This window comes from Staphylococcus sp. FSL W8-1268 (genome assembly GCF_038003965.1).
GTDB lineage: Bacteria > Bacillota > Bacilli > Staphylococcales > Staphylococcaceae > Staphylococcus > Staphylococcus hominis.
Genome location: NZ_JBBOQE010000001.1, coordinates 295,113 through 316,252 on the forward strand (window position 1 = coordinate 295,113; position 21,140 = coordinate 316,252).

Genomic DNA, 21,140 nt, shown 5'->3' on the forward strand with positions numbered 1-21,140 from the left:
AAATGAATGAAGTCGAGTCACAAGCGCATAATTTAAAATTGTTTATTGTTTCAGATTCAATTGGAGAAACTGCTCAACGTATGATTCATGCAACCTTAACCCAGTTTCCAGATTTAAATAATGTAGAAATAAAAAAATTTCCTTATATTAAAGATGAGGAAGAATTTTTAAATATATTAAATTTAGCGAAAGAACACAACGCAATAGTAGCTACGACATTAGTAAGTGAATCATTTAATGCACTTGGTCACGAATTTGCTAGAGAACATGATATCCCATATGTAGATTATATGTCTGATTTAATTAGCATTGTTGAACACGTGACAGGTGAAAAACCATTGATGGAAAGTGGTGCATTAAGAAAGTTAAATGAAGCTTATTTTAAGCGTATTGAAGCCATTGAATATTCAGTTAAATATGATGATGGTAAGCATTTTTCTGATATAGGTGAAGCAGATGCATTGATTGTAGGGGTATCACGTACTTCAAAGACACCATTAAGTATGTATTTAGCGAATAAAGGCTACAAAATAGCAAACATTCCTTTAGTACCTGAAGTTAGTATTCCAGACAGTGTTTTTAAGCAAAAAGGGTTACAAGTATTTGGATTAACTGCAAGTCCACAGTATATTGCAAATATACGAAAAAGTCGTGCTGAAACATTAGGTTTGTCAAAAGCGTCTCAATATAATAATTTAAATCGTATAAAAGAAGAACTCAGTTATGCAGAAGAAGTATTTAAAAAATTAAATGCTACAGTGATTAATACTGAGTATAAATCAATTGAAGAATCAGCTTTTTATATTGAAAAGTTTTTACAAAATAATAAATAATCATCATATAAGGTTGTAAGTAAATCATTAAGTGATTGTAATGACATCATGTTATAATAAAACTTTGATCATTCAACTAAACATTCTTACTGTTTAGCTTATATTGATAAATCTTTCTGCTTAATTTAATGATAATGAATTCATTAATTCAAATAATTAAGTTTTTCTGATTTACAATTGACAATATTTGTTTTAACATAGTAATGAAAGACTTAACACATTACTAAAAACAATATATTGATTACTAGATATTAGGGAAACAAGAGCAACAGGTAATTATATTATATTGTGAAACATAATTTTTGGAGAGGTGTACAAAAATGACAGAATCAAAAGATATGATTATTGTCGGTGCTGGTGTAATTAGTACAACAGTTGCATCTATGTTCAATGAACTTGTACCTAACTGGAACATCGATCTTTATGAACGTTTAGATCGTCCAGGTATTGAAAGTTCAAATGAACGTAACAATGCTGGTACTGGTCACGCTGCATTATGTGAATTAAACTATACTGTAAGACAACCAGATGGTACGATTGACATTGAAAAAGCAAAAGAAATTAATGAACAATTTGAAATTTCTAAACAATTTTGGGGTCATTTAGTAGAATCAGGACAAATTAAAGATCCTAGAGATTTCATTCATCCTTTACCACATATCAGTTTCGTACGTGGTAAAAACAACGTTCAATTCCTAAAAGAACGTTACGAAAAAATGAAAGATTTCCCAATGTTCGATGATATCGAATATACTGAAGACATCGAAGTAATGAGAAAATGGATTCCATTAATGATGCAAGGTCGTTTCGATGATGGCTTAATGGCTGCTAGTAAAATCGACGAAGGTACTGACGTTAACTACGGTGAATTAACTCGTAAAATGGCACATAACTTACAAAACGACGATTCAAACGTAAACGTCAACTATAATCATGAAGTACAAGACTTCAAACGTTTATCTAACGGTAAATGGCAAGTTAAAATTAAAGACTTAGCTAACAATAAAGTCTTTACTAAAGAAGCTGACCATGTATTCATCGGTGCTGGTGGTGGATCTATTCCATTATTACAAAAAACTGGTATCGAAGAAGGTAAACATATCGGTGGTTTCCCAATCATTGGTCAATTTATCGCTTGTACAAATCCAGAAGTTATCGAACAACATGATGCGAAAGTTTATGGTAAAGAGCCACCTGGCACACCACCAATGACTGTTCCTCACTTAGATACTCGTTATATCGATGGTGAAAGAACATTATTATTCGGACCATTCGCAAATGTTGGTCCTAAATTCTTAATTCACGGTTCTAACTTAGATTTATTCAAATCAGTTAAACCACACAATATCACTACGTTATTAGCTGCAGCAGTTAAGAATATGTCATTACTTAAATATTCATTTGACCAAATCATCATGACTAAAGAAGGTTGTATGAACCACTTACGTACGTTCTACCCTGAAGCTCGTGATGAAGATTGGCAAGTATATACTGCTGGTACACGTGTACAAGTTATTAAAGATGATGAAAAAGAAGGTAAAGGATTCATCCAATTCGGTACAGAAGTGGTTGACTCTAAAGACCACTCTATCATTGCTTTACTTGGTGAATCACCAGGGGCTTCTACATCAGTTTCAGTAGCGTTAGAAGTTATCGAAAGAAACTTCGAACAATATTTAGATGAATGGAAACCAAAAATCAAAAAAATGATTCCTTCATATGGTGAATCATTAATTCATGATGTTGACTTAATGAGAAAAACTCGTCGTTTAACATCTAAACAATTAGAATTAGGTTTCTATGAAAATACTAATGCTAAATAAGAAAAATTAGAAAACTGTTAACAGGACATCACGTTCTGTTAACAGTTTTTTTATTAAATAAATTTAATGGTTATAACTGCTTAAAAACATGAAAAAAGTGATGAGCACGTTACTCATCACTTTTGAATAAAAATCTGACTATTAATTTTTATTTACTGAAGCATCGTAGATTGAATCTACTGCATCGCCTAAAGCTTTATCAAATTCTTCTTTTGATTGGCCTGCACGTAAATCACTTGCTAATGCACGTGAGAAGCTTGCAATTAATTCATCATTGTCTTTTAATAATTTGTTTGCTTCGTCTCTGCTGTAACCACCAGATAATACAACAACACGAACAACATTTGGATGATCAGCTAATTCTTTGTATAAGTTAGCTTTAGTAGGGATAGTTAATTTTAACATTACTAATTGATCATCATTTAAAGAATCTAAGCCTTTTTTAAGTTCAGCTTTTAATACTTCTTCGATTTCAGCTTTGTCTTTAGCGTTAATGTTTACTTCAGGTTCAATGATAGGTACTAAACCTTTAGCAATAATTTTTTTAGCAATTTCAAATTGTTGTTCAACAACGTCTTTGATACCTTGTTCATTTAATTCTAAGATGTTAGAACGCATTTTAGTACCGAAGATATGACGTTCAACTGCACGGTCTAAAGTTTCATCTAAGTTGTCGATAGGTTTCATTAATTGGACACCATTTTGCTCTTCAGCTAAACCTTTGTCGACTTTTAAGAAAGGAACGACACCTTTATCAGCTAAGTAGTCACCAGTATATTTACCTTCAACTTCACGATCCATAGTTTGTTCAAATAGAATCGCACCTAAAATTTTATCTGAAGTAAATGAAGGTGAAGTGACAACACGTGTACGCATATCATGTACAAGTTGGAACATTTCGTCATCATTGCTGTATTGATCTTCGTTTATACCATATTCTTTTAATGCTTTTGGAGTACTACCACCACTTTGGTCTAATGCAGCGATGAATCCTTTCCCATGACTTACTTTTTCTAATTGTTCTTTATTCATTATGCCTTTCACTCCTTTAATAAACTTTCAATATTATTATCGTAAAAAATAATAATATTCTCAAGTATAAAGTAATTAATTATTGAAATTTCTTAATTAACAATTTACAATTTTATGAAATTACCGTATTTTATACATTTAATGTAAACATTCAAACATATTCAAAGGGGATTGTTATGAAACAACGTATATTAATTATTGGTAGCCCTGGTTCTGGAAAATCAACATTGGCATATCAACTACACTTAAAATATCAACTGCCACTTTACCATATTGATCAAATTCAATGGCTTAATAATAAAAACGTCATTACTTTTGAAGAATTAAAACAAAAACTTGAATCTATTGTAGTAAAAGAGGAATGGATTATTGATGGAAATTATTCTAGTACACTTAGTATGAGATTAAAATATGCAACTAAAGTCATATGGATTAAAGAACCAAAAGTAAAATGTATATTTAGAGTAATCAAGCGTTACATATATTCACTATTTAAAAGAGAACATATCGGAGGAAATCCTAAAACATTAAGTTTTGAATTTATTAAGTATATTTGGGATTTTCCTAAAAATAATGAGCAATTTATCATGCAACAAATGAAAAGATCAATACCAAATGTTCAGTGGATCATCGATGATTCTAAAGCATTATCTTTACGTTTTCTTTAAAAAATATAAACTAATTTCTTTAAAATTTTAATATATGTAATTATTAAATAGAATATTTTATAAAACTTTAGTGTATTGTATATTTTTTGTTGAAATATGCTATTCTAAAATAAGTTAAGTTCTTATTAATTGAAGTTAGTCTTTATTTTTAAATCGTTTATATATGATAACTAAGTTCTTAATTAATACGTATATACTTTCTTGGAGGAACAGTAATGAAGAAAAATAAAATTTTTGCTGTATTAACAACAAGTGCTCTATTACTGGCTGCTTGTAGTAATGGAGATAATGCATCTGATAGTGGACAAAAAGATGGAAATCAGAAAAATGAGCAATCTAGTAATAAAAGTGGTAATAGTCAAAGTGATGCATTGAAAAAGAATAATGATAAAAATACAAATGAAAATAAAGTAGATTATCCTAAAGATGGTGTTAAAGGGATTTATGTAACAAGTAATTCTACACAGGGCAAAAAAATGGATGAGTTAGTTAAATTCATCAAAGATTCTAATTTAAATACCATGGTTATTGATGTGAAAGATGATACAGGTAACATTACTATGAAATTAAATACTGGCAATAAACAAGTGGATAAAAATACGCTTGATATTGTAGATGGTAAAAAATTATTAAAAAAACTGCATGATAATAATATTTACCCAATTGCACGTATTGTAACATTTAAAGATACAAAATTAGCAAATGAACACCCTGAATGGACATTCAAAAATAGTGATGGTTCTGTTTGGACAAATGGTAAAGGGGATAGCTTTGTTAATCCATTTATGAAGGAAGTATGGAAGTATGATATTGATGTTGCAAAAGCAGCTGCAAAAGCAGGCTTCCAAGATATTCAATTTGACTATGTACGCTTCCCTGAAGGATTTGAAAATCAAGCGGATAGCTTAACGTATAATAAAGGGGAATATAAAAATAGTCAGATGAGTTCAGGCGACCAACGTGTAGATACAATTACTAAATTCTTAGAATATGCAAATAAAGAATTAAAACCAATGGGCGTCAATGTGTCAGCTGATGTATTTGGTTATTCTGCATTAGTTGAAAATGCACCTGGTATTGGTCAAAGTTTCCCTAAAATCTCTAAAAATGTAGATGCCATTTCATCAATGATTTATCCATCTCATTGGAGCAATGGAGATTTCGGTTTACAAGCACCAGATACGGAACCATATAAAACAGTTAATCGTTATATTCAAAAAGAAAATAGTTTATTAGATACATTAGGTAAAGATAAGCCTATTTCAAGACCATGGATTCAAGACTTTACCGCTTCATATTTAGGTGCTGGCAATTATATTGATTATGATACAAGAGCGATATCTGAAGAAGTTCAAGCTTTAAAAGATAACGGGGTTAATGAATTCTTATTATGGAATGCAGGTAATGATTATACAGAAGGTGTTAATTATAATCCTAAAAAAGGTAATGCTAAAGAACAAGACCCTGAAGGTGTAGAACAAACTAATGACAAAGAAGATCAACATTCTGATAGTCAAGATAATGAACAAGCGGATAATAAAAATAAATAATATGGAGACAATTTCTCGTATATTCATTTAGTATGGAAATGATTTATCTTGTAGACTATTTAAACGAAAGGAATGCGTCAGAATTCATTTTGAATTCCTTGACGCATTCCTTTTTTTATTTATTAGAAATGTTCAGTAGATAAATAAGAATGACTATGATGTTTTTGTTTTAGTAATAATGAAGTTCCCATAACTAATAGAAGTGAGGCTAAAAGTTGAATTGAGTGTTGTTGTGTATCGTCACCAGTACTTGGGAGTGTTTTAACAGAAGATTGTGAGGTTTGAGTATCTTTAAATGACTTAGATGATGGCACCTCAGAAGAAGCAACCGTCCCTACATAATAACGGTTGAGTTCACGTGCACAATCAACAGAATTAACTTGTTTATGATTAGAAGAGGTTGTTTTAGCGGCTTTAGCGATACCTGATTCTGCATGAATGCGTGTATCTTGAAGTTGATTAAAGTCACTATATCTACCATTTTTGTACTCAACTTCGCCATTTTTATGAACTTTATACATTCCATTGCCTTCATTTAATCTATTATGACTTATAATTTCAAAGTAGTCTCCTTTGTCAACAGTACGACCCAATCGTTGTAGGTTTGGATTACCTCCACTATTAGATAATGCATCTGTAGCAATTTGTTTAGCATTTTCTTTAGTCACTAAGTTAGTAGTATGTGCTTCTACAGATTGAGTCGTTGTAAGTAGCATTGTACTTGTTAAAAGTGTAGATGCAACGAAAGATACTTTCTTCATAATGAAAACCCCATTTCATTCATGATCAATTACAACTAGAGTGTAGCATTTGAATAGATCAGAAACAGGGATTTTAAAAAAAACATAATAAATCTTTAACTTAACTTAAAGAATAAATAATTTGTAAACATTAAATCAATATTTATCACATGATTTATATAGGACATTAATACTTCTTTTTAGAAAAATATGGAATGGAACAAGCCATTAAAATCATAAAAATAATATGAGCAATCATCCATAAACCGTATTCATTCCAGCTAAAGTGAAAGAATGAACGCTTTGCCATAACGACGAGTGACGGATAAAGAGAGGCAAAAACAATCATTAATAAGACATAACTTATTTTATATAATGGTTTAAAGACGTGATAAATAAGTAAGAAAATAAAATATATTAACCATCCTATAAAAACATGAATGGCTAGTTCTAATAATAACGGCGTTTTGCTTGGATCAATTAAGAAATCGATGTTAATTAACAATAAAGTAAGATGAGTCGATTGAACTATGCCATCCATGATAGTCATTGTAATTAATAAGATAATACTTATAACTAAAGCACTAAGACAATGATAAAAATAACGGATCATAATTTTCCTTCCTTCTTATATACATACTATAAGAATATTCCCTGAAATATTCGATTTAACACTTTTTAAATTTTTAGAATATTGAAAAAACATGTTGACCAAAGTTTAAATCAATGATAAGTTATTAATAATTCAATAATCTATTAACTCTTATCAAGAGTGGTGGAGGGATGTGCCCTACGAAACCCAGCAACCGTCATTGTATGACATGGTGCTAATTCACATAAAGTTAATCATACTTTAGAAGATGAGAGAAAGTGTGTCGATGCTTTCTCTTAATAGTTGAAAGTATTTTTTTATGTCTTTACATATCTAGTAAGAGGAAATGAGAATTGAAAATTTATAAAAAGGTGTCAATACATATGAAAAAATTAATAGGTATGATCAGTATTTTGTTAGTAACGATAACGCTAGCAGCTTGTGGAAATCAGAAAGAAGATAATAAAAAAATTACCGTAGCAGCGTCGCCAGCACCTCATGGTGATGTGTTAAAAAAAGCTAAGGAAGAAATGAAGAAAAAAGGATATGATTTAGAAGTCAAAGAAGTTAATGATTATAAGGTGCCTAATAAATTATTAGATAAAGGCGATGTTGATGCGAACTTCTTCCAACATGTCCCATATTTGAATGCTGAAAAGAAAAGTCATGGTTATAAAATTGAAGAATTAGGTAAAGTGTTTACGACGCCTATGGGTGTATATAGTAAAAAATATAAAAATTTAAAAGACATTCCAGATGGATCGACGATTTACGTTTCTAATAATCCTGCAGAAGAAGGACGTTTTTTATCTTTCTTTGTTAATGAAGGATTAATTAAATTAAAAAAAGGCGTTAAAATTGAAAATGCAAAATTTGAGGATATTGCTGAAAATAAAAAACACTTGAAATTTAACCATCAACAAGGTGCAGAGTTTTTACCAAAAACATATAAGAATGGTGAAGGAGCTGCAGTCATTATAAATTCAAACTATGCGCTTGATAATGGTTTAAAACCGTCTAAAGATGCTATTGTTATGGAAGGTAAATCATCACCATTTGCGAATACGATTGCCGTTCAAGAAGGTCATAAAAATGATGAAAAATTCCAAACATTATTAAAAGTTATGCAATCTAAAGAAATCAAAGCGTATATTAAAAAAGAATATGGCGATGATGTTATTCCATACGAAAACAAATAAATCACAAAAGGTCTCTATTAGAGACCTTTTGTGATTTATATTTATCATTGTTTAAAAGATAGAAAAATATATTTTAATTTTTCTGAAAATATTTACAAATCTGACAATTATTAGTAAGATATTGATTATTATCACAAGAATTGAAGTCAATAAAGAAAGTTAGATATAAGTTATTCATACTTTGGGAGAGGATGAGTCACCTTGAGTAAAGCAGAGGACATGATAAAAGAAGATAGTAAGTATTTTGCTACTTCAGGACGTATAAAATATTATCCATTAGTGATTGATCATGGATATGGAGCAACTTTAGTAGATATAGATGGAAAAGAATACATCGATTTGTTAGCTAGTGCAAGCTCACAAAATGTGGGTCATGCACCAAAACAGGTAACAGAGGCGATTAAAAAGCAAGTAGATAAATTTATTCATTATACCCCCGCATATATGTATCACGAGCCTTTAGTGAAACTGTCTAAAAAGTTATGCGATATTGCGCCAGGTGATTATGAAAAACGTGTCACATTTGGTTTGAGTGGTTCGGATGCGAATGATGGTATTATCAAATTTGCACGTGCTTATACAGGACGACCCTATATTATCAGCTTTACAAATGCTTATCATGGCTCTACATTTGGAGCGTTATCAATGTCGGCTATCAGTTTAAATATGCGTAAACATTATGGCCCTTTATTAAATGGTTTTTATCATATTCCATTTCCAGATAAATACAGAGGGATGTTTGAACAATCTAAATCAAACACTGTTGAAGAGTATTTAGCGCCATTGAAAGAGATGTTTGTTAAATATGTTCCAGCTGAGGAAGTAGCTTGTATTGTGTTAGAAACGATTCAAGGAGATGGTGGATTATTAGAACCAGTAGAAGGCTATTTTGAAGCACTTGAAGCGTTATGTCGAGAATACGGTATTTTAATTGCTGTTGATGATATCCAACAAGGATTAGGTCGTACAGGTTCTTGGAGCTCTGTGGACCACTTTAACTTTACGCCAGATCTCATTACATTTGGTAAATCATTAGCAGGTGGATTACCAATGTCAGCGATTGTGGGTCGAAAAGAAATCATTGAAAGTCTTGAAGCACCAGCACATCTATTTACAACAGGAGCAAATCCAGTAAGTTGTGAAGCAGCTCTTGCTACGATTGAAATGATAGAAAATGACGACTTACTAACAGTTAGTTCTAAAAAAGGAAACTACGTGCGTCAACGTATGAATCAATGGGTAGATCAATACGATTACGTAGGAGATGTGCGCGGTATTGGGTTATCTATTGGAATTGATATTGTTAAAGACAAACAGTCAAAAGAAAGAGCTGCTGAAGAAGCATTGAAAATTTGTAATTACTGTTTTGAACATGGTGTAGTGATTATTGCAGTTGCTGGGAACGTCTTACGTTTTCAACCGCCACTCGTGATTACTTATGAACAGTTAGATAAAGCGTTAGATGTTATTGAAGAAGCGCTTCAAGCACTACAAGATGGCGATTTAAATGAATATAGTATAGAAGGACAAGGTTGGTAAAATATATTAAAATAGCAAGAAAAGACGTTAAGTGAATGTCTTTTCTTGCTCTTTTTCAGTATACTTCCCTTAAAAAACAAATGAATGTTTCTAAAGGGGGTATGAGAAATATAAGTGAGTTCATTATTTTAATCTTTTGGTACGACATAATCATCTTCATCATTCTTTTTAGAATGTTTAATACCATAGAATACATAAATCACAATACCAACTAAGAACCAGATTAATGTATAAAGTTTAGCTTCAAAACTTAATCCCCAGAATACAAGCAAGACTAATAAAAAGGTAATGACAGGTAATACAGGGAAGAACGGTACTTTAAATGCTGGAACTGGTAAATCTTTGCCTTCACGTTTTCTTAAACTATACATTGCAATAGATACAAACATAAATGCGATTAATGTACCTGCTGAAATTAATTGAGCTAAGAAAGCAAATGGGAACATTGAACCAATTAAAACACCGATAATAGTGAGAATAACAAGCGCTCTATTAGGTAAATGTTTATCATTTAATTTGGCTAACCAAGAAGGTAATAATCCGTCACGACCAAATGAATAAAGTAAACGTGAACCAGCTAACATCATACCGATTAATGCTGTAAACATACCGATGACTGAAATAGATTGAACTACTGCTGCTACTACACCATGTCCACTTTGACGAAGTGCCCAACCAACAGGTTCAGCATTCCCAGCATATTTTGAATAATGGAACATACCAACTAATACTAAAGCTACAGCTACGAATAAAACAATCGCAATGATTAATGAACCTAAAATACCACGTGGCATCGTTTTTTGCGGATTAATAGCTTCAGCTGAGTTAGCAGCAATTGAATCAAATCCTATGTATGCCAAGAAAATCATTGATACACCTGCATAAATACCTTGCCATCCACCAAAATCACCAGTTGCAGTGACTTTATGCTCAGGAATAAATGGAACATAGTTACTTGCTTGAATTGCTGTTAATCCAACAATAACGAATAAAACAATCGCTAGAACTTTTAAAATAACAAGAATATTTTCGATACGAGCAGCTTCACTCATACCACGAGATAATAATAATGCAGTTAAAATAATAACAATTGCTGCAACTAAGTCTATAATTCCTCCATTTGCACCAAAAGGGTTAGATAAAGACTTAGGTAACGCAATACCTAAAGGAGACACAAGTCCTCTTAAATTGGCTGAAAAACCAGAAGCTACAAAGGCAACGGCAATAAAGTATTCGGCAAGTAATGCCCAACCAGCTACCCATCCAAAGAATTCACCAAATAAAACGTTAATCCAAGAATATGCAGAACCAGCAAAAGGCATGGCTGCAGCCATTTCGGCATATGAAAATGCAACTAAACCAGCAACAATTGCAGCTAATAAGAAAGATAAAGCTACGGCTGGACCAGCATGCTCTGCTGCTACTACACCAGGTAGTGTGAAAATAGATGTTGATACAATAGTACCTACACCTAATGCAAGAAAATCTTTAACACGTAAAGTACGTTTTAAATGTCCATCTTTACTTTGATAGATAGTGGGATCTTCTTTTCTAGTAAAATTTTTGAAAAAATTGGCCATAATTATGAACCTCCACTAATAAGTTTAAAATTTAATTAATTAGCTTGTTAGCTATATAACATTTATTATCATAGCATAAAAGAGCGGTATTTTGTCTAAAATTTCTGAAAATTTAAAGTTTTCTTACTTTTGATTAAACAAGAATACATGACTAGAAAATTTAAATGATAGATTTGATTATATCAGATAAATCTAAAATAAAAACAACAAAAAAGAATATATTTACTCTAAAAATATAAAAAGTAGTAATTATATCAATATTAGCACTATAATTATAGAAGACAAGTCAAGTCATTAGACCTTTTTAATTGTGTCATTTTACAATGGTTAAAGTATATTGACCTATTCCAATATGGAATGGTTACTATCGAAAATATGTATTTTATTAATGTTTCGATGCGTACTATAATAAGAAACGTAATAAAGTTACAACGTATTCAAATGTTCTAATAAGTATGTCTTACTATCATTCCCTTAAACATGACATATATAATAGAAAACTCCCATCTCATATTTGAATATGTCTAATTAACTGAGATTACACTTCAACTTTAAAAATTGAAGTTATTTAAATATAAAGAAGCCGCAATTAACATGTGACTAAGTCTTTCCCTCTTTTTCCCTAAAAAAATAGACATGTGTGTGGCTTCTTTTTAATTGGGTATAAAAAAATAGAAAAGTAATTTTGAAATAAAAACTTTAAATTACAAATGTAAACTTGAAAGGATATGAATATAAAATGACTAAAGAAAACTATTCTGCCGCAGATATGGTCATTGATACTTTAAAAAATAATAATGTGGATTATGTATTTGGTATTCCAGGTGCAAAAATCGACTATTTATTCAATGCATTAGAAGATGATGGTCCAGAACTTATCGTTACACGTCATGAACAAAATGCTGCAATGATGGCACAAGGCATTGGACGTTTAACAGGTAAACCTGGTGTTGCATTAGTAACAAGTGGTCCAGGGGTAAGTAACTTAACAACTGGATTATTAACAGCTACTTCAGAAGGTGACCCTGTATTAGCAATCGGTGGTCAAGTTAAACGAAATGATTTATTACGTCTTACTCACCAAGCTATAGATAACGCTGCGTTACTAAAATCATCAACTAAATATAGTGCAGAGGTTCAAGATCCTGAATCATTATCTGAAGTTATGACAAATGCAATCCGCACTGCAACTTCTGGTAAAAATGGTGCAAGTTTCATTAGTATTCCACAAGACGTTATTTCATCTCAAGTGCAAAATAAAGCAATCGACTTACCAGAAAAACCTCATTTAGGGGTACCAGCAGATGAAGAAGTGAATGAAGTGCTTCAAGCGATTAAGGATGCTAAATTCCCTGTATTACTTGCAGGTATGAGAAGTTCTAGTGAAAAAGAAACAGAAGCAATTCGTAAATTTGTTGAAAAAACAAGCTTACCTGTTGTAGAAACTTTCCAAGGTGCTGGTGTGATTAGTCGTGAATTAGAAGATCATTTCTTTGGTCGTGTTGGTTTATTCCGTAACCAAGTGGGTGACGAATTACTAAGAAAAGCTGACTTAGTAGTTGCAATCGGTTATGATCCAATTGAATACGAAGCAAGTAACTGGAATAAAGAATTAGATACTGAAATTATCTCAATTGACGAAGTGCATGCTGAAATTACAAATTACTTACGTCCTAAAAAAGAAATAGTAGGTAATATTGCAGGTACAATTCAAATGATGTCAGAAAAAGTATCTGAACCAATTATTGATCAAAAACATTTAGATGACTTAGAAGAATTAAGAGCAAATATTATCGAAGCTACTGGTATTAAATATGAACATGAAGATGGTATTTTACATCCAGTAGAAATTATTAATACAATGCAAAAAACGTTAACTGATGATACAACTGTTACAGTAGACGTAGGTAGTCATTATATTTGGATGGCTCGTAAATTTAGAAGTTACAATCCAAGACACTTATTATTCAGTAACGGTATGCAAACTTTAGGTGTTGCGTTACCATGGGCTATAGCAGCTGCATTAGTACGTCCAAACACACAAGTTGTGTCAGTTGCTGGTGATGGTGGTTTCTTATTCTCAGGTCAAGATTTAGAAACTGCTGTACGTAAAAAATTAAATATCATTCAATTAATTTGGAATGATGGTAAATACAACATGGTTGAATTCCAAGAAGAAATGAAATATAAACGTGCAGCTGGCGTAGCATTTGGTCCAGTAGATTATGTTAAATATGCAGAGTCATTTGGTGCGAAAGGTATCCGAGTAACAAGCCCAGAAGAACTTGAAGCTGCAATTAAAGAAGGTTACGAAACAGAAGGACCTGTTTTAATTGATATTCCAGTAAATTATAAAGATAATATTAAATTATCAACAAATATGTTACCAGATTCTTTAAATTAATTTTCTAAAAATAGGAGTGAATATTAATATGGGTCATGTATTATATCAACATGGTACATTAGGTACATTGATGGCAGGTTTATTAGAAGGAACTGCCACAATCGATGAATTATTAAAACATGGTGATTCAGGACTAGCAACACTTACAGGTTCAGACGGTGAAGTTATCTTCATTAATGGAGAAGCGTACCATGCAAATGAAAAAAAAGAATTCGTTAAACTTAAAGGTGATGAATTAACACCTTTTGCAACAATTACTAAATTTGAAGCAGATGAATCTTATGAAACTTCTAATAAAGATTCTGAAACAGTGTTAAATGAAGTAAAAGAACATATGTTAAGTGATAATTTATTCTCAGCAGTAAAAATCACTGGTAAATTTAAAAAAATGCATGTTCGTATGATGCCAAAACAAGAACCACCATATACAAGATTAATTGATTCAGCACGTAGACAACCTGAAGAAACTCAGGAAGATGTTAACGGTACAGTGATTGGCTTCTTTACACCTGAATTATTCCATGGCATTGGTTCTGGTGGTTTCCATATTCATTTCGCCAACGATGATCGTAATTTCGGTGGACACATTTTAGATTTTGAAGTAGATGATGTAAAAGTTGAAATTCAAAACTTTGAAACATTTGAACAACACTTCCCAATCGATAATAAAACGTTCACTAATACTGAAATTGATTATGCAGATATCGATGCAGAAATCAGAGAAGCTGAATAATATATTATCATTAGAGTTCGAATCTTTTAAGATTCGAACTTTTTTTATTTTTCTAAAATAATATTTTAAGCAATTCAATTTAATGGTATAATAATTTCGAATTTTATGTTTATGGAGGTATATAGGATGCAATGTCCAAATTGTGGTCAGTTATATCAACAAGGAGATTTATTTTGTGGAGAATGTGGGACAAAATTAGATCAGATTACACTATCTACAACAGCAACATCAGAATCATTAAACTTGGATAGTCATGTAAACAAAAGTATAAATCACTCTACTTCAAATTCTGTTAATTAGTCAATTCGATGATTTTGGAGTACTACGTAGATTATTTGGAAGTCGTTTTAGTGGCTTATCGTAAGCATTGTGGAAGTAAATTCGTTCCAGTTCAAAATGTATGTACTCAATATGGTACGTGTGTCATTAATGAATTTAAGCAATCACCATCTTTAAGAAATAATATAAAAAAATACAGATAGCAATAAAAATTTTCAAAGAAATAGAAGAATATGCTACTAAAAAAGTTCAAGATATAGTGAATCGATAGTAGCTGATATATCCTTATTGTATAAGTCCTAAACTAACAATAATATATAATAATTTTATAAGGAGAATTGAGAAATGTTAAATGCTGAACCTATAATTAAGAAGATGAAAAATCAAAAAATCAATTATGATAGGGTATTGAAAAAACTGATTAGTCAATGGGAGCGTGAAGGCGTTCGCCCTAAAATTTTATTACATAGCTGTTGTGCACCTTGTAGCACATATACATTAGAATATCTATCTCAGTATGCAGATATTGCTATTTATTTCGCTAATCCTAATATTCATCCTAAAAATGAATACTTAAGACGTGCCAAAGTCCAAGCACAATTTGTAAAAGATTTTAATGAGAAGACTGGACATTCGGTAAAATATATTGAAGCTGATTATCAGCCATATGAATTTATGAAGATGGCGAAATCACGTGGTCTTACTGATGAACCTGAAGGTGGAAAACGTTGTACAGCGTGTTTTGAGATGCGTTTAGAGCTTGTCGCAGAAGCAGCAGTGAAGTATGGATATGATTATTTTGGTAGTGCATTAACATTATCTCCTAAAAAGAATGCTCAATTAATTAACGAACTCGGCATGGAAATTCAACGATTATACAATACATATTATTTACCTAGTGATTTTAAGAAAAATAAAGGTTATGAACGATCTATAGAAATGTGTAATGATTATAATATATTTAGACAATGTTATTGCGGATGTGTATTTGCAGCAATGGAGCAAGGTATTGATTTTAAAAAAATTAATCGAGAAGCTAAAACATTTTTAGAACAATGTTAAAAAGGAGTAAGAGAGAATGAGTTAAACATTCTTTCTTACTCCTTCGCTTTTATTTATAACATACGATGGATAAAACGCACAATAGCTAAAATAGCAATAACAAGGGCAGATAGTAGTCCAGCAATTTTTATACCTTTCTTCTCTTTTTCAGGTTCAGGATCTTTATTTTCCATCATTTCTAATAGTTCACGTTCAATTTCAAGATCCAAAGCTGTTTTCTTTTCACCATTGTAACCGATACTATTATCGTATTCTTGAGAAGATTTGGTGTCTTCAATGTTATGCTTATCTTTAGTTTGTGACTCTGTTTGTTTATTTTCTATAGTCATCAACATACCCTCCAATAGTACGTGCTACGAGTAATATTAGTATAGCGCACTACATATCGTTTAGTGAAATGTTTTAACGTCTAGCATCTAGTCCAATAATCTCACTGATATTACTATAATGATTTGCTTTTAAATATTTAGCAATATCTCGATTAATCTTTTTAGTTAAACCAGGGCCTTCTATCACGAGGGATGAGTAGATTTGTACAAGTGACGCACCATTTCGCATCATTTGAATAGTATCTTGTGCACTAAAAATACCACCTGTACCAATGATTAAAAATTCGCCATTCGTTTGTTGATAAGCCCATTTTACAAGTTCTAAATTACGTTTAAATAAAGGTCGACCACTTAAACCTCCGTCTTCTACTTTATTTGGAGAAGATAATCCACCACGTTGACGTGTGGTATTGGCTAAAATCATACCATCAAAGGTTTCTGTAATTTGAGGTAAAATAGTTTTAAAACCTTCAAGTTCTAAATCTGAAGTGAGCTTTAAAAAAATTGGGACATTCACTTCATGTTGTGCTTTATAATCTGTTAAAGCATGACATAACATTGAAAATTCATCTTTATCATGGAAACTTTGTAAATTTTCAGTATTAGGTGAGCTAATATTCACAGTGAAAAATGATACATCTGCTTTAAATGCATCGATGACTTTAATATAATCTTGATAACGTTCTTCGTAAGGTGTCGTTTTATTAACGCCCACATTTAAACCTACAGGAATCGTGTAAGCATGACGTCTTAAATTCCATAAAGCTTTATTCATACCTATATTATTAAAGCCCATACGATTGATTAAGGCATCATCTTCAAGTAAGCGATACATCCGTGGTTTAGGATTGCCGTCTTGGGGTTTAGGTGTGATGCCGCCAAGTTCAAGAGCACCGAAACCAGCATTTTCAAGTGCTTTAGGCACTTCACATGATTTATCAAAACCAGCAGCTAAACCAACTGGATTTTTAAATGTTATCCCTTTAATGTTTTGTGAAAGAGAGGGGTGTTCATATGTAAATAATTTATTTACAAAAGGTAGTAAAAAAGCATTTTTCTGAGTGAATTTTAAGGCATCTACTGTCAATCCATGTGCCTTTTCAGGTTCGATTTTGAATAAAAGAGGTTTAATTAATTTGTACATAATAATGCTCCATTTCATTGTATTTGAGGCTTACGATCCTCATTTAATATCATTGAAAAAACATTCCTTTAATAGACTAGCACGTTCGCTTAAAAATGAATAGTCTAATTTGAAAGTGTTTGAAAAATTGCCTAACTTTATATCATTTTGGAATGACAAAGGTTAAAGAACCTCTATTTAGGTAATAGAATAGTAGATAAAGAATTGGACTAAGGAGGATAATTAATGAAATCAGAATGGAAAAATCAATTGCCTTTAGAGAGTATTCAAGATATTTCACCAGTAAGCGGTGGAGATGTAAATGAAGCATTTAAAATTACAACAAACGATGATATATATTTTTTATTAATTCAAAGAAATCGTAAATCCTCTTTCTACGCTGCCGAAATGGCTGGATTAGAAGCATTTGAAAAAGCAGATATTACAGCACCAAGAGTGATTGAAAATGGCGAAATTAATGGCGATGCGTATCTATTACTCAGTTATTTAGAAGAAGGCAGTAAAGGAAGTCAAAAAGAATTAGGACAACTTGTAGCCAAAATGCATAGTCATCAACAGTCAGAAGGTAAGTTTGGATTCGAGTTACCCTATGAAGGTGCTGATGTCTCATTTGATAATACATGGTCAGAGTCTTGGAGTGAAATTTTCGTAGAACGTCGTATGGACCATTTAAGAGATGAACTATTACGTAAAAATTTATGGAACGAAGAAGATAATAAAGTATACGAACAAGTACGTTCTGTTATGATTCATGAATTAGAAAATCATAACAGTAAACCGTCTCTTTTACACGGTGATTTATGGGGCGGTAATTATATGTTTTTAAAAGATGGACGTCCTGCTTTATTTGATCCAGCACCGTTATATGGAGATAGAGAATTTGACCTAGGTATCACTACTGTCTTCGGTGGATTTACACAAGAATTTTATAATGAATATGAAAAACATTATCCTTTAGGAAAAGGAGCAGAAAAACGTTTAGAGTTTTATAGATTATATTTATTCATGGTGCATTTAGTTAAATTTGGTGGTATGTATGCAAGTAGTGTGAATCGCTCAATGGATCAAATATTAGCCTAATAGAAAACTTCGGGTTAAGTCTTCTTAATCTGAAGTTTTTTATTTCGTCTTTAATGAAGTCATCATATCATTAGTGTTAAAACTAATAATGAAGTGGATGAATTAATGCATAAAGTGGAAGCATTAGGTGGTAAGGTGATTGATGAACCTAAGATTTCTCAAGGATATTATGGTGCAACATTTGCTGATCCAGATGGACATAAATATAATTTCTTAGTTTGTTAGTTCAATTAATTTTATAAAATACGCCAATCAATATACGCCCCAAAGTTAGAATGAGATCTAATGGTGGGGCGCATTTTTAATGAAAAAGTTATCATGAAGACGTTTTTTTATCTTTATATAGATTCATATAAATGATAGAAATAATGATTAAAATCGCGCCAGTTATGAATTTAGGCGTTAATGGTAAAGGGAAAAACGGGAGAGAAAATATAAACACAAATATAGGATTGAGGGTTCTTATAATATTCGCTTCACGAAACGAAATGTATTTCAAACCTTCATAAAATAATAAAAGTCCTATTACGCCACTACACAAAGCAGAAAGTAAAATAGAGAACAAGCCTATGCTTATATGTATGGTATGTAAATGATTAGTCACAATTAATATGATACCTAGCAACAAAGTAGAAGTCGCCTGATTGTATAGTAAGATGGTTTTAGAATCAATGTCTTTGACGGTCTTTTTAGCTAACATATTCGTTAGCGCAAAAAAGAATGTATAAGATAGGGTGGCAATCACACCTAATATACTGTTAAAATCACCTGAAAAATGAGTAATCAAGAATGAACCTATAACAGCAAAAATTATAGGAAGGGTATCGTTTTTGCACAACGTTTCATTTAGAAAGAGCACTGAAAGAAACAACGCAAATATAATATAAAATCTTCCTAATAATCCAACACTAACTGGATCTAACAAACTTAAACTTACATATTGGAGTAAAATACCTATTGTATTAGTAATACCTAAGAGCCATATAAATTTGTTATGATAGATTTTTATTTTACTTTTATCGAGTAATACAGTTATTAATAATATTAAAGTTGAAAACAAAGCATTAAAAAAACTTGCTTGAATAGGTGATAAATCAGTGAGTGAAAGTTTGTTTAATATTGGGGTTAAAGACATGATTGCTACGGAAATAATATTAAATAAATACCCTTTTTTAACATTATTCATGGTATGCCCCTAAATATTTAAAAATTTCTTCATATAACCCATCTTGAAATGATAATAACTTTTTGTCTAATGGTTCTTTCGTAAGTATTCTTTCAGTAGTTTCTGAATATTTCGGTATATCTTTAAAATAGCTTACTTCAGCTTTTGTAATTGTAGTGGTATGGCCATTTGGTAGTATATAGTAACCTAAATAGTTTATATCACTTTCATTGATGACAGCGCCAGACTCTTCATAAGCCTCTCTGATAGCTGTCTCATTCATCGTTTCATTATGGTTTACCTTACCTCCTGTTAATTCCCATGCTCTTTTTTTATTTTTAACAAACACAAGATGTCCTTGATAGGTTAAAACAATTAAAACAGAATCATATTTTGTAACTGTCTCATTAAATTGAAGTTTGATATGATTTATAATCATTTATATCTACCTCCTTTATGAGGTAGATATAACTGTAGAATCCAAAATTTTTATTAAAAACATTTAATATTTGATCAATTGATGAAATCAGTTTAAAACTGATTGAGTCGTTCTTAAAAGTCTTTCGTAGTTCAGTATTTCGTGAGACTACTTTAAAACCATATTTATTAGCTATCTTTTCTAAATCATTTACGCTATATTCCGTTTGATAACCAAATTTCCAAACTTTTAATAAAATTTTTATTTTCTTATCTAAAATACCAAACGAATATTTATTTGGTGTCATTAATATAAGGTGTCCATTAGTTTTCAATACTCTATACATTTCATTCATGACTTTATAAGGGTTTAGAAAATGTTCTATAACACCTAATGAAATAACTGTATCAAATGTATTTTGAGGGTAAGGTAATTTTTGAACATCTCCAATAACATACTTAAATTTGATTCCAGTTTTAATCATATACTCAGTTGCAATACTTTTTGCATTTTCAGAAATATCAATACCATGTCCTTCAATTTTATATTTCTCAATAAGTTTGAATAGGATGGCCCCATCCCCGCATCCAGCTTCTAATACTTTATCGCCTGGACTAAAATAATATTCATTATAAATAAATGTTTTTAATTTATCTTTTGCTCTTTCAATTCTTGATGGTGGGAAATTATATGATTCTTTGTTGTTAGAAAACTTCCATACATTTTCCCAATGGTGTTTACTTGATACTTTATTCATAGATGCACCTTCTTAGTTGTTTTATATATTATTATATATTTATTTTATATAATATCATAATTATTATCGTGATAAGTTATGATGTTTGATTCTATACCTGAATATATCTTATAAATAAACATTTGTGGCTTGAACTATTCTACGATAGACTATGAAATATATTTGTTGAGTGGTATATAGAATCAGTTGCATAAACGAACATAAATGAGAAAT

At 31.1% G+C, this 21,140-nt stretch carries 21 protein-coding genes, 1 pseudogene and 1 riboswitch; of the genes and pseudogenes, 13 read left to right on the forward strand and 9 right to left on the reverse strand.

Going from position 1 to position 21,140, the window contains the following annotated elements; translation table 11 throughout:
- Positions 1–2 precede the first annotated feature (2 nt).
- On the forward strand, positions 3–833 hold the full coding sequence (locus tag NST64_RS01420) for a pyruvate, water dikinase regulatory protein (protein ID WP_002449455.1): 831 nt from the start codon (positions 3–5) through the stop codon (positions 831–833).
- A 320-nt stretch (positions 834–1,153) separates the two neighbouring features.
- Positions 1,154–2,656, forward strand: a complete 1,503-nt coding sequence (lqo, locus tag NST64_RS01425) for an L-lactate dehydrogenase (quinone) (RefSeq protein WP_002449218.1) — start codon at positions 1,154–1,156, stop codon at positions 2,654–2,656.
- 141 nt (positions 2,657–2,797) lie between these two features.
- Here the strand turns inward: lqo and NST64_RS01430 are convergent, their stop codons facing one another.
- Complete coding sequence (locus NST64_RS01430) at positions 2,798–3,688, reverse strand: fructose bisphosphate aldolase (protein ID WP_002454798.1); 891 nt, start codon at positions 3,686–3,688, stop codon at positions 2,798–2,800.
- A 176-nt stretch (positions 3,689–3,864) separates the two neighbouring features.
- Between NST64_RS01430 and NST64_RS01435 the strand changes: the two genes are divergently transcribed.
- On the forward strand, positions 3,865–4,356 hold the full coding sequence (locus NST64_RS01435; protein WP_002449448.1) for a hypothetical protein: 492 nt from the start codon (positions 3,865–3,867) through the stop codon (positions 4,354–4,356).
- A gap of 215 nt (positions 4,357–4,571) precedes the next feature.
- Positions 4,572–5,906 carry a putative glycoside hydrolase gene (locus NST64_RS01440; protein WP_002488281.1) on the forward strand — a complete coding sequence of 445 codons (1,335 nt, stop codon included), beginning with the start codon at positions 4,572–4,574 and terminating at the stop codon, positions 5,904–5,906.
- Positions 5,907–6,028: 122 nt separating this feature from the next.
- Here NST64_RS01440 and NST64_RS01445 read toward each other — a convergent pair whose 3' ends face one another.
- Positions 6,029–6,667, reverse strand: a complete 639-nt coding sequence (locus NST64_RS01445; protein WP_107632349.1) for an LPXTG cell wall anchor domain-containing protein — start codon at positions 6,665–6,667, stop codon at positions 6,029–6,031.
- Positions 6,668–6,833: 166 nt separating this feature from the next.
- The gene (locus NST64_RS01450; RefSeq protein ID WP_002449431.1) at positions 6,834–7,259 is read right to left on the reverse strand and encodes a hypothetical protein; all 426 of its coding nucleotides are present in this window, start codon (positions 7,257–7,259) and stop codon (positions 6,834–6,836) included.
- 147 nt (positions 7,260–7,406) lie between these two features.
- A riboswitch (SAM riboswitch) is annotated at positions 7,407–7,513 on the forward strand.
- 108 nt (positions 7,514–7,621) lie between these two features.
- Here NST64_RS01450 and NST64_RS01455 point away from each other — a divergent pair.
- Both NST64_RS01455 and NST64_RS01460 read left to right on the forward strand, forming a co-directional pair.
- The gene (locus NST64_RS01455; RefSeq protein ID WP_002449288.1) at positions 7,622–8,437 is read left to right on the forward strand and encodes a MetQ/NlpA family ABC transporter substrate-binding protein; all 816 of its coding nucleotides are present in this window, start codon (positions 7,622–7,624) and stop codon (positions 8,435–8,437) included.
- Positions 8,438–8,638: 201 nt separating this feature from the next.
- On the forward strand, positions 8,639–9,976 hold the full coding sequence (locus tag NST64_RS01460; protein ID WP_002454801.1) for an aspartate aminotransferase family protein: 1,338 nt from the start codon (positions 8,639–8,641) through the stop codon (positions 9,974–9,976).
- A 128-nt stretch (positions 9,977–10,104) separates the two neighbouring features.
- On the opposite strand, the gene NST64_RS01465 is transcribed toward NST64_RS01460, so the two are convergent.
- Positions 10,105–11,556, reverse strand: coding sequence for an APC family permease (locus NST64_RS01465; protein WP_002449465.1), 1,452 nt, complete (start codon positions 11,554–11,556; stop codon positions 10,105–10,107).
- A gap of 739 nt (positions 11,557–12,295) precedes the next feature.
- On the opposite strand from NST64_RS01465, the gene alsS reads away from it, so the two are divergent.
- From alsS to NST64_RS01490, 5 genes are all read left to right on the forward strand, one after another.
- Entirely contained in the window at positions 12,296–13,960 is a 1,665-nt protein-coding gene (gene alsS / locus NST64_RS01470) for an acetolactate synthase AlsS (RefSeq protein ID WP_002449412.1), read from the forward strand.
- A 28-nt stretch (positions 13,961–13,988) separates the two neighbouring features.
- Positions 13,989–14,693, forward strand: coding sequence for an acetolactate decarboxylase (gene budA / locus NST64_RS01475; RefSeq protein WP_002449310.1), 705 nt, complete (start codon positions 13,989–13,991; stop codon positions 14,691–14,693).
- 126 nt (positions 14,694–14,819) lie between these two features.
- Entirely contained in the window at positions 14,820–14,993 is a 174-nt protein-coding gene (locus tag NST64_RS01480; protein ID WP_002449264.1) for a zinc ribbon domain-containing protein, read from the forward strand.
- 50 nt (positions 14,994–15,043) lie between these two features.
- On the forward strand, positions 15,044–15,175 hold the full coding sequence (locus tag NST64_RS01485; protein WP_275126703.1) for a hypothetical protein: 132 nt from the start codon (positions 15,044–15,046) through the stop codon (positions 15,173–15,175).
- Between the two features lie 142 nt (positions 15,176–15,317).
- A complete protein-coding gene (locus tag NST64_RS01490) occupies positions 15,318–16,034 on the forward strand; it encodes an epoxyqueuosine reductase QueH (protein WP_340731022.1) in 717 nt (238 codons plus the stop codon).
- A gap of 53 nt (positions 16,035–16,087) precedes the next feature.
- Here NST64_RS01490 and NST64_RS01495 read toward each other — a convergent pair whose 3' ends face one another.
- Positions 16,088–16,363, reverse strand: coding sequence for a hypothetical protein (locus tag NST64_RS01495; protein WP_037554291.1), 276 nt, complete (start codon positions 16,361–16,363; stop codon positions 16,088–16,090).
- A gap of 73 nt (positions 16,364–16,436) precedes the next feature.
- Positions 16,437–17,507: a quinone-dependent dihydroorotate dehydrogenase gene (locus NST64_RS01500; RefSeq protein ID WP_002488261.1), complete on the reverse strand. Its 1,071-nt coding sequence runs from the start codon at positions 17,505–17,507 to the stop codon at positions 16,437–16,439.
- A gap of 225 nt (positions 17,508–17,732) precedes the next feature.
- Between NST64_RS01500 and NST64_RS01505 the strand changes: the two genes are divergently transcribed.
- Positions 17,733–18,587 (forward strand): fructosamine kinase family protein, encoded by an 855-nt coding sequence (locus NST64_RS01505; RefSeq protein WP_107632451.1) that lies wholly within the window; start codon positions 17,733–17,735, stop codon positions 18,585–18,587.
- Between the two features lie 52 nt (positions 18,588–18,639).
- Positions 18,640–18,812: pseudogene (locus NST64_RS01510) on the forward strand (VOC family protein); the annotation flags it as partial.
- A 91-nt stretch (positions 18,813–18,903) separates the two neighbouring features.
- On the opposite strand, the gene NST64_RS01515 reads toward NST64_RS01510, so the two are convergent.
- The 3 genes from NST64_RS01515 to NST64_RS01525 are packed head-to-tail and all read right to left on the reverse strand — an operon-like array spanning position 18,904 to position 20,927.
- Complete coding sequence (locus NST64_RS01515; protein ID WP_107632450.1) at positions 18,904–19,773, reverse strand: DMT family transporter; 870 nt, start codon at positions 19,771–19,773, stop codon at positions 18,904–18,906.
- On the reverse strand, positions 19,766–20,191 hold the full coding sequence (locus tag NST64_RS01520; protein WP_049419063.1) for an NUDIX domain-containing protein: 426 nt from the start codon (positions 20,189–20,191) through the stop codon (positions 19,766–19,768). The genes NST64_RS01515 and NST64_RS01520 overlap by 8 nt, the downstream gene beginning before the upstream one ends.
- The gene (locus NST64_RS01525; protein ID WP_142805688.1) at positions 20,160–20,927 is read right to left on the reverse strand and encodes a class I SAM-dependent methyltransferase; all 768 of its coding nucleotides are present in this window, start codon (positions 20,925–20,927) and stop codon (positions 20,160–20,162) included. The genes NST64_RS01520 and NST64_RS01525 overlap by 32 nt, the downstream gene beginning before the upstream one ends.
- Positions 20,928–21,140: the final 213 nt, after the last annotated feature.

Coding starts and splice junctions, on each gene's coding strand:
- NST64_RS01420 (WP_002449455.1), top strand. CDS start 3: ATGAATGAAGTCGAGTCACAAGCGCATAATTTAAAATTGTTTATTGTT.
- lqo (WP_002449218.1), top strand. CDS start 1,154: ATGACAGAATCAAAAGATATGATTATTGTCGGTGCTGGTGTAATTAGT.
- NST64_RS01430 (WP_002454798.1), bottom strand. CDS start 3,688: ATGAATAAAGAACAATTAGAAAAAGTAAGTCATGGGAAAGGATTCATC.
- NST64_RS01435 (WP_002449448.1), top strand. CDS start 3,865: ATGAAACAACGTATATTAATTATTGGTAGCCCTGGTTCTGGAAAATCA.
- NST64_RS01440 (WP_002488281.1), top strand. CDS start 4,572: ATGAAGAAAAATAAAATTTTTGCTGTATTAACAACAAGTGCTCTATTA.
- NST64_RS01445 (WP_107632349.1), bottom strand. CDS start 6,667: ATGAAGAAAGTATCTTTCGTTGCATCTACACTTTTAACAAGTACAATG.
- NST64_RS01450 (WP_002449431.1), bottom strand. CDS start 7,259: ATGATCCGTTATTTTTATCATTGTCTTAGTGCTTTAGTTATAAGTATT.
- NST64_RS01455 (WP_002449288.1), top strand. CDS start 7,622: ATGAAAAAATTAATAGGTATGATCAGTATTTTGTTAGTAACGATAACG.
- NST64_RS01465 (WP_002449465.1), bottom strand. CDS start 11,556: ATGGCCAATTTTTTCAAAAATTTTACTAGAAAAGAAGATCCCACTATC.
- alsS (WP_002449412.1), top strand. CDS start 12,296: ATGACTAAAGAAAACTATTCTGCCGCAGATATGGTCATTGATACTTTA.
- budA (WP_002449310.1), top strand. CDS start 13,989: ATGGGTCATGTATTATATCAACATGGTACATTAGGTACATTGATGGCA.
- NST64_RS01480 (WP_002449264.1), top strand. CDS start 14,820: ATGCAATGTCCAAATTGTGGTCAGTTATATCAACAAGGAGATTTATTT.
- NST64_RS01490 (WP_340731022.1), top strand. CDS start 15,318: ATGTTAAATGCTGAACCTATAATTAAGAAGATGAAAAATCAAAAAATC.
- NST64_RS01495 (WP_037554291.1), bottom strand. CDS start 16,363: ATGACTATAGAAAATAAACAAACAGAGTCACAAACTAAAGATAAGCAT.
- NST64_RS01500 (WP_002488261.1), bottom strand. CDS start 17,507: ATGTACAAATTAATTAAACCTCTTTTATTCAAAATCGAACCTGAAAAG.
- NST64_RS01505 (WP_107632451.1), top strand. CDS start 17,733: ATGAAATCAGAATGGAAAAATCAATTGCCTTTAGAGAGTATTCAAGAT.
- NST64_RS01515 (WP_107632450.1), bottom strand. CDS start 19,773: ATGAATAATGTTAAAAAAGGGTATTTATTTAATATTATTTCCGTAGCA.
- NST64_RS01520 (WP_049419063.1), bottom strand. CDS start 20,191: ATGATTATAAATCATATCAAACTTCAATTTAATGAGACAGTTACAAAA.
- NST64_RS01525 (WP_142805688.1), bottom strand. CDS start 20,927: ATGAATAAAGTATCAAGTAAACACCATTGGGAAAATGTATGGAAGTTT.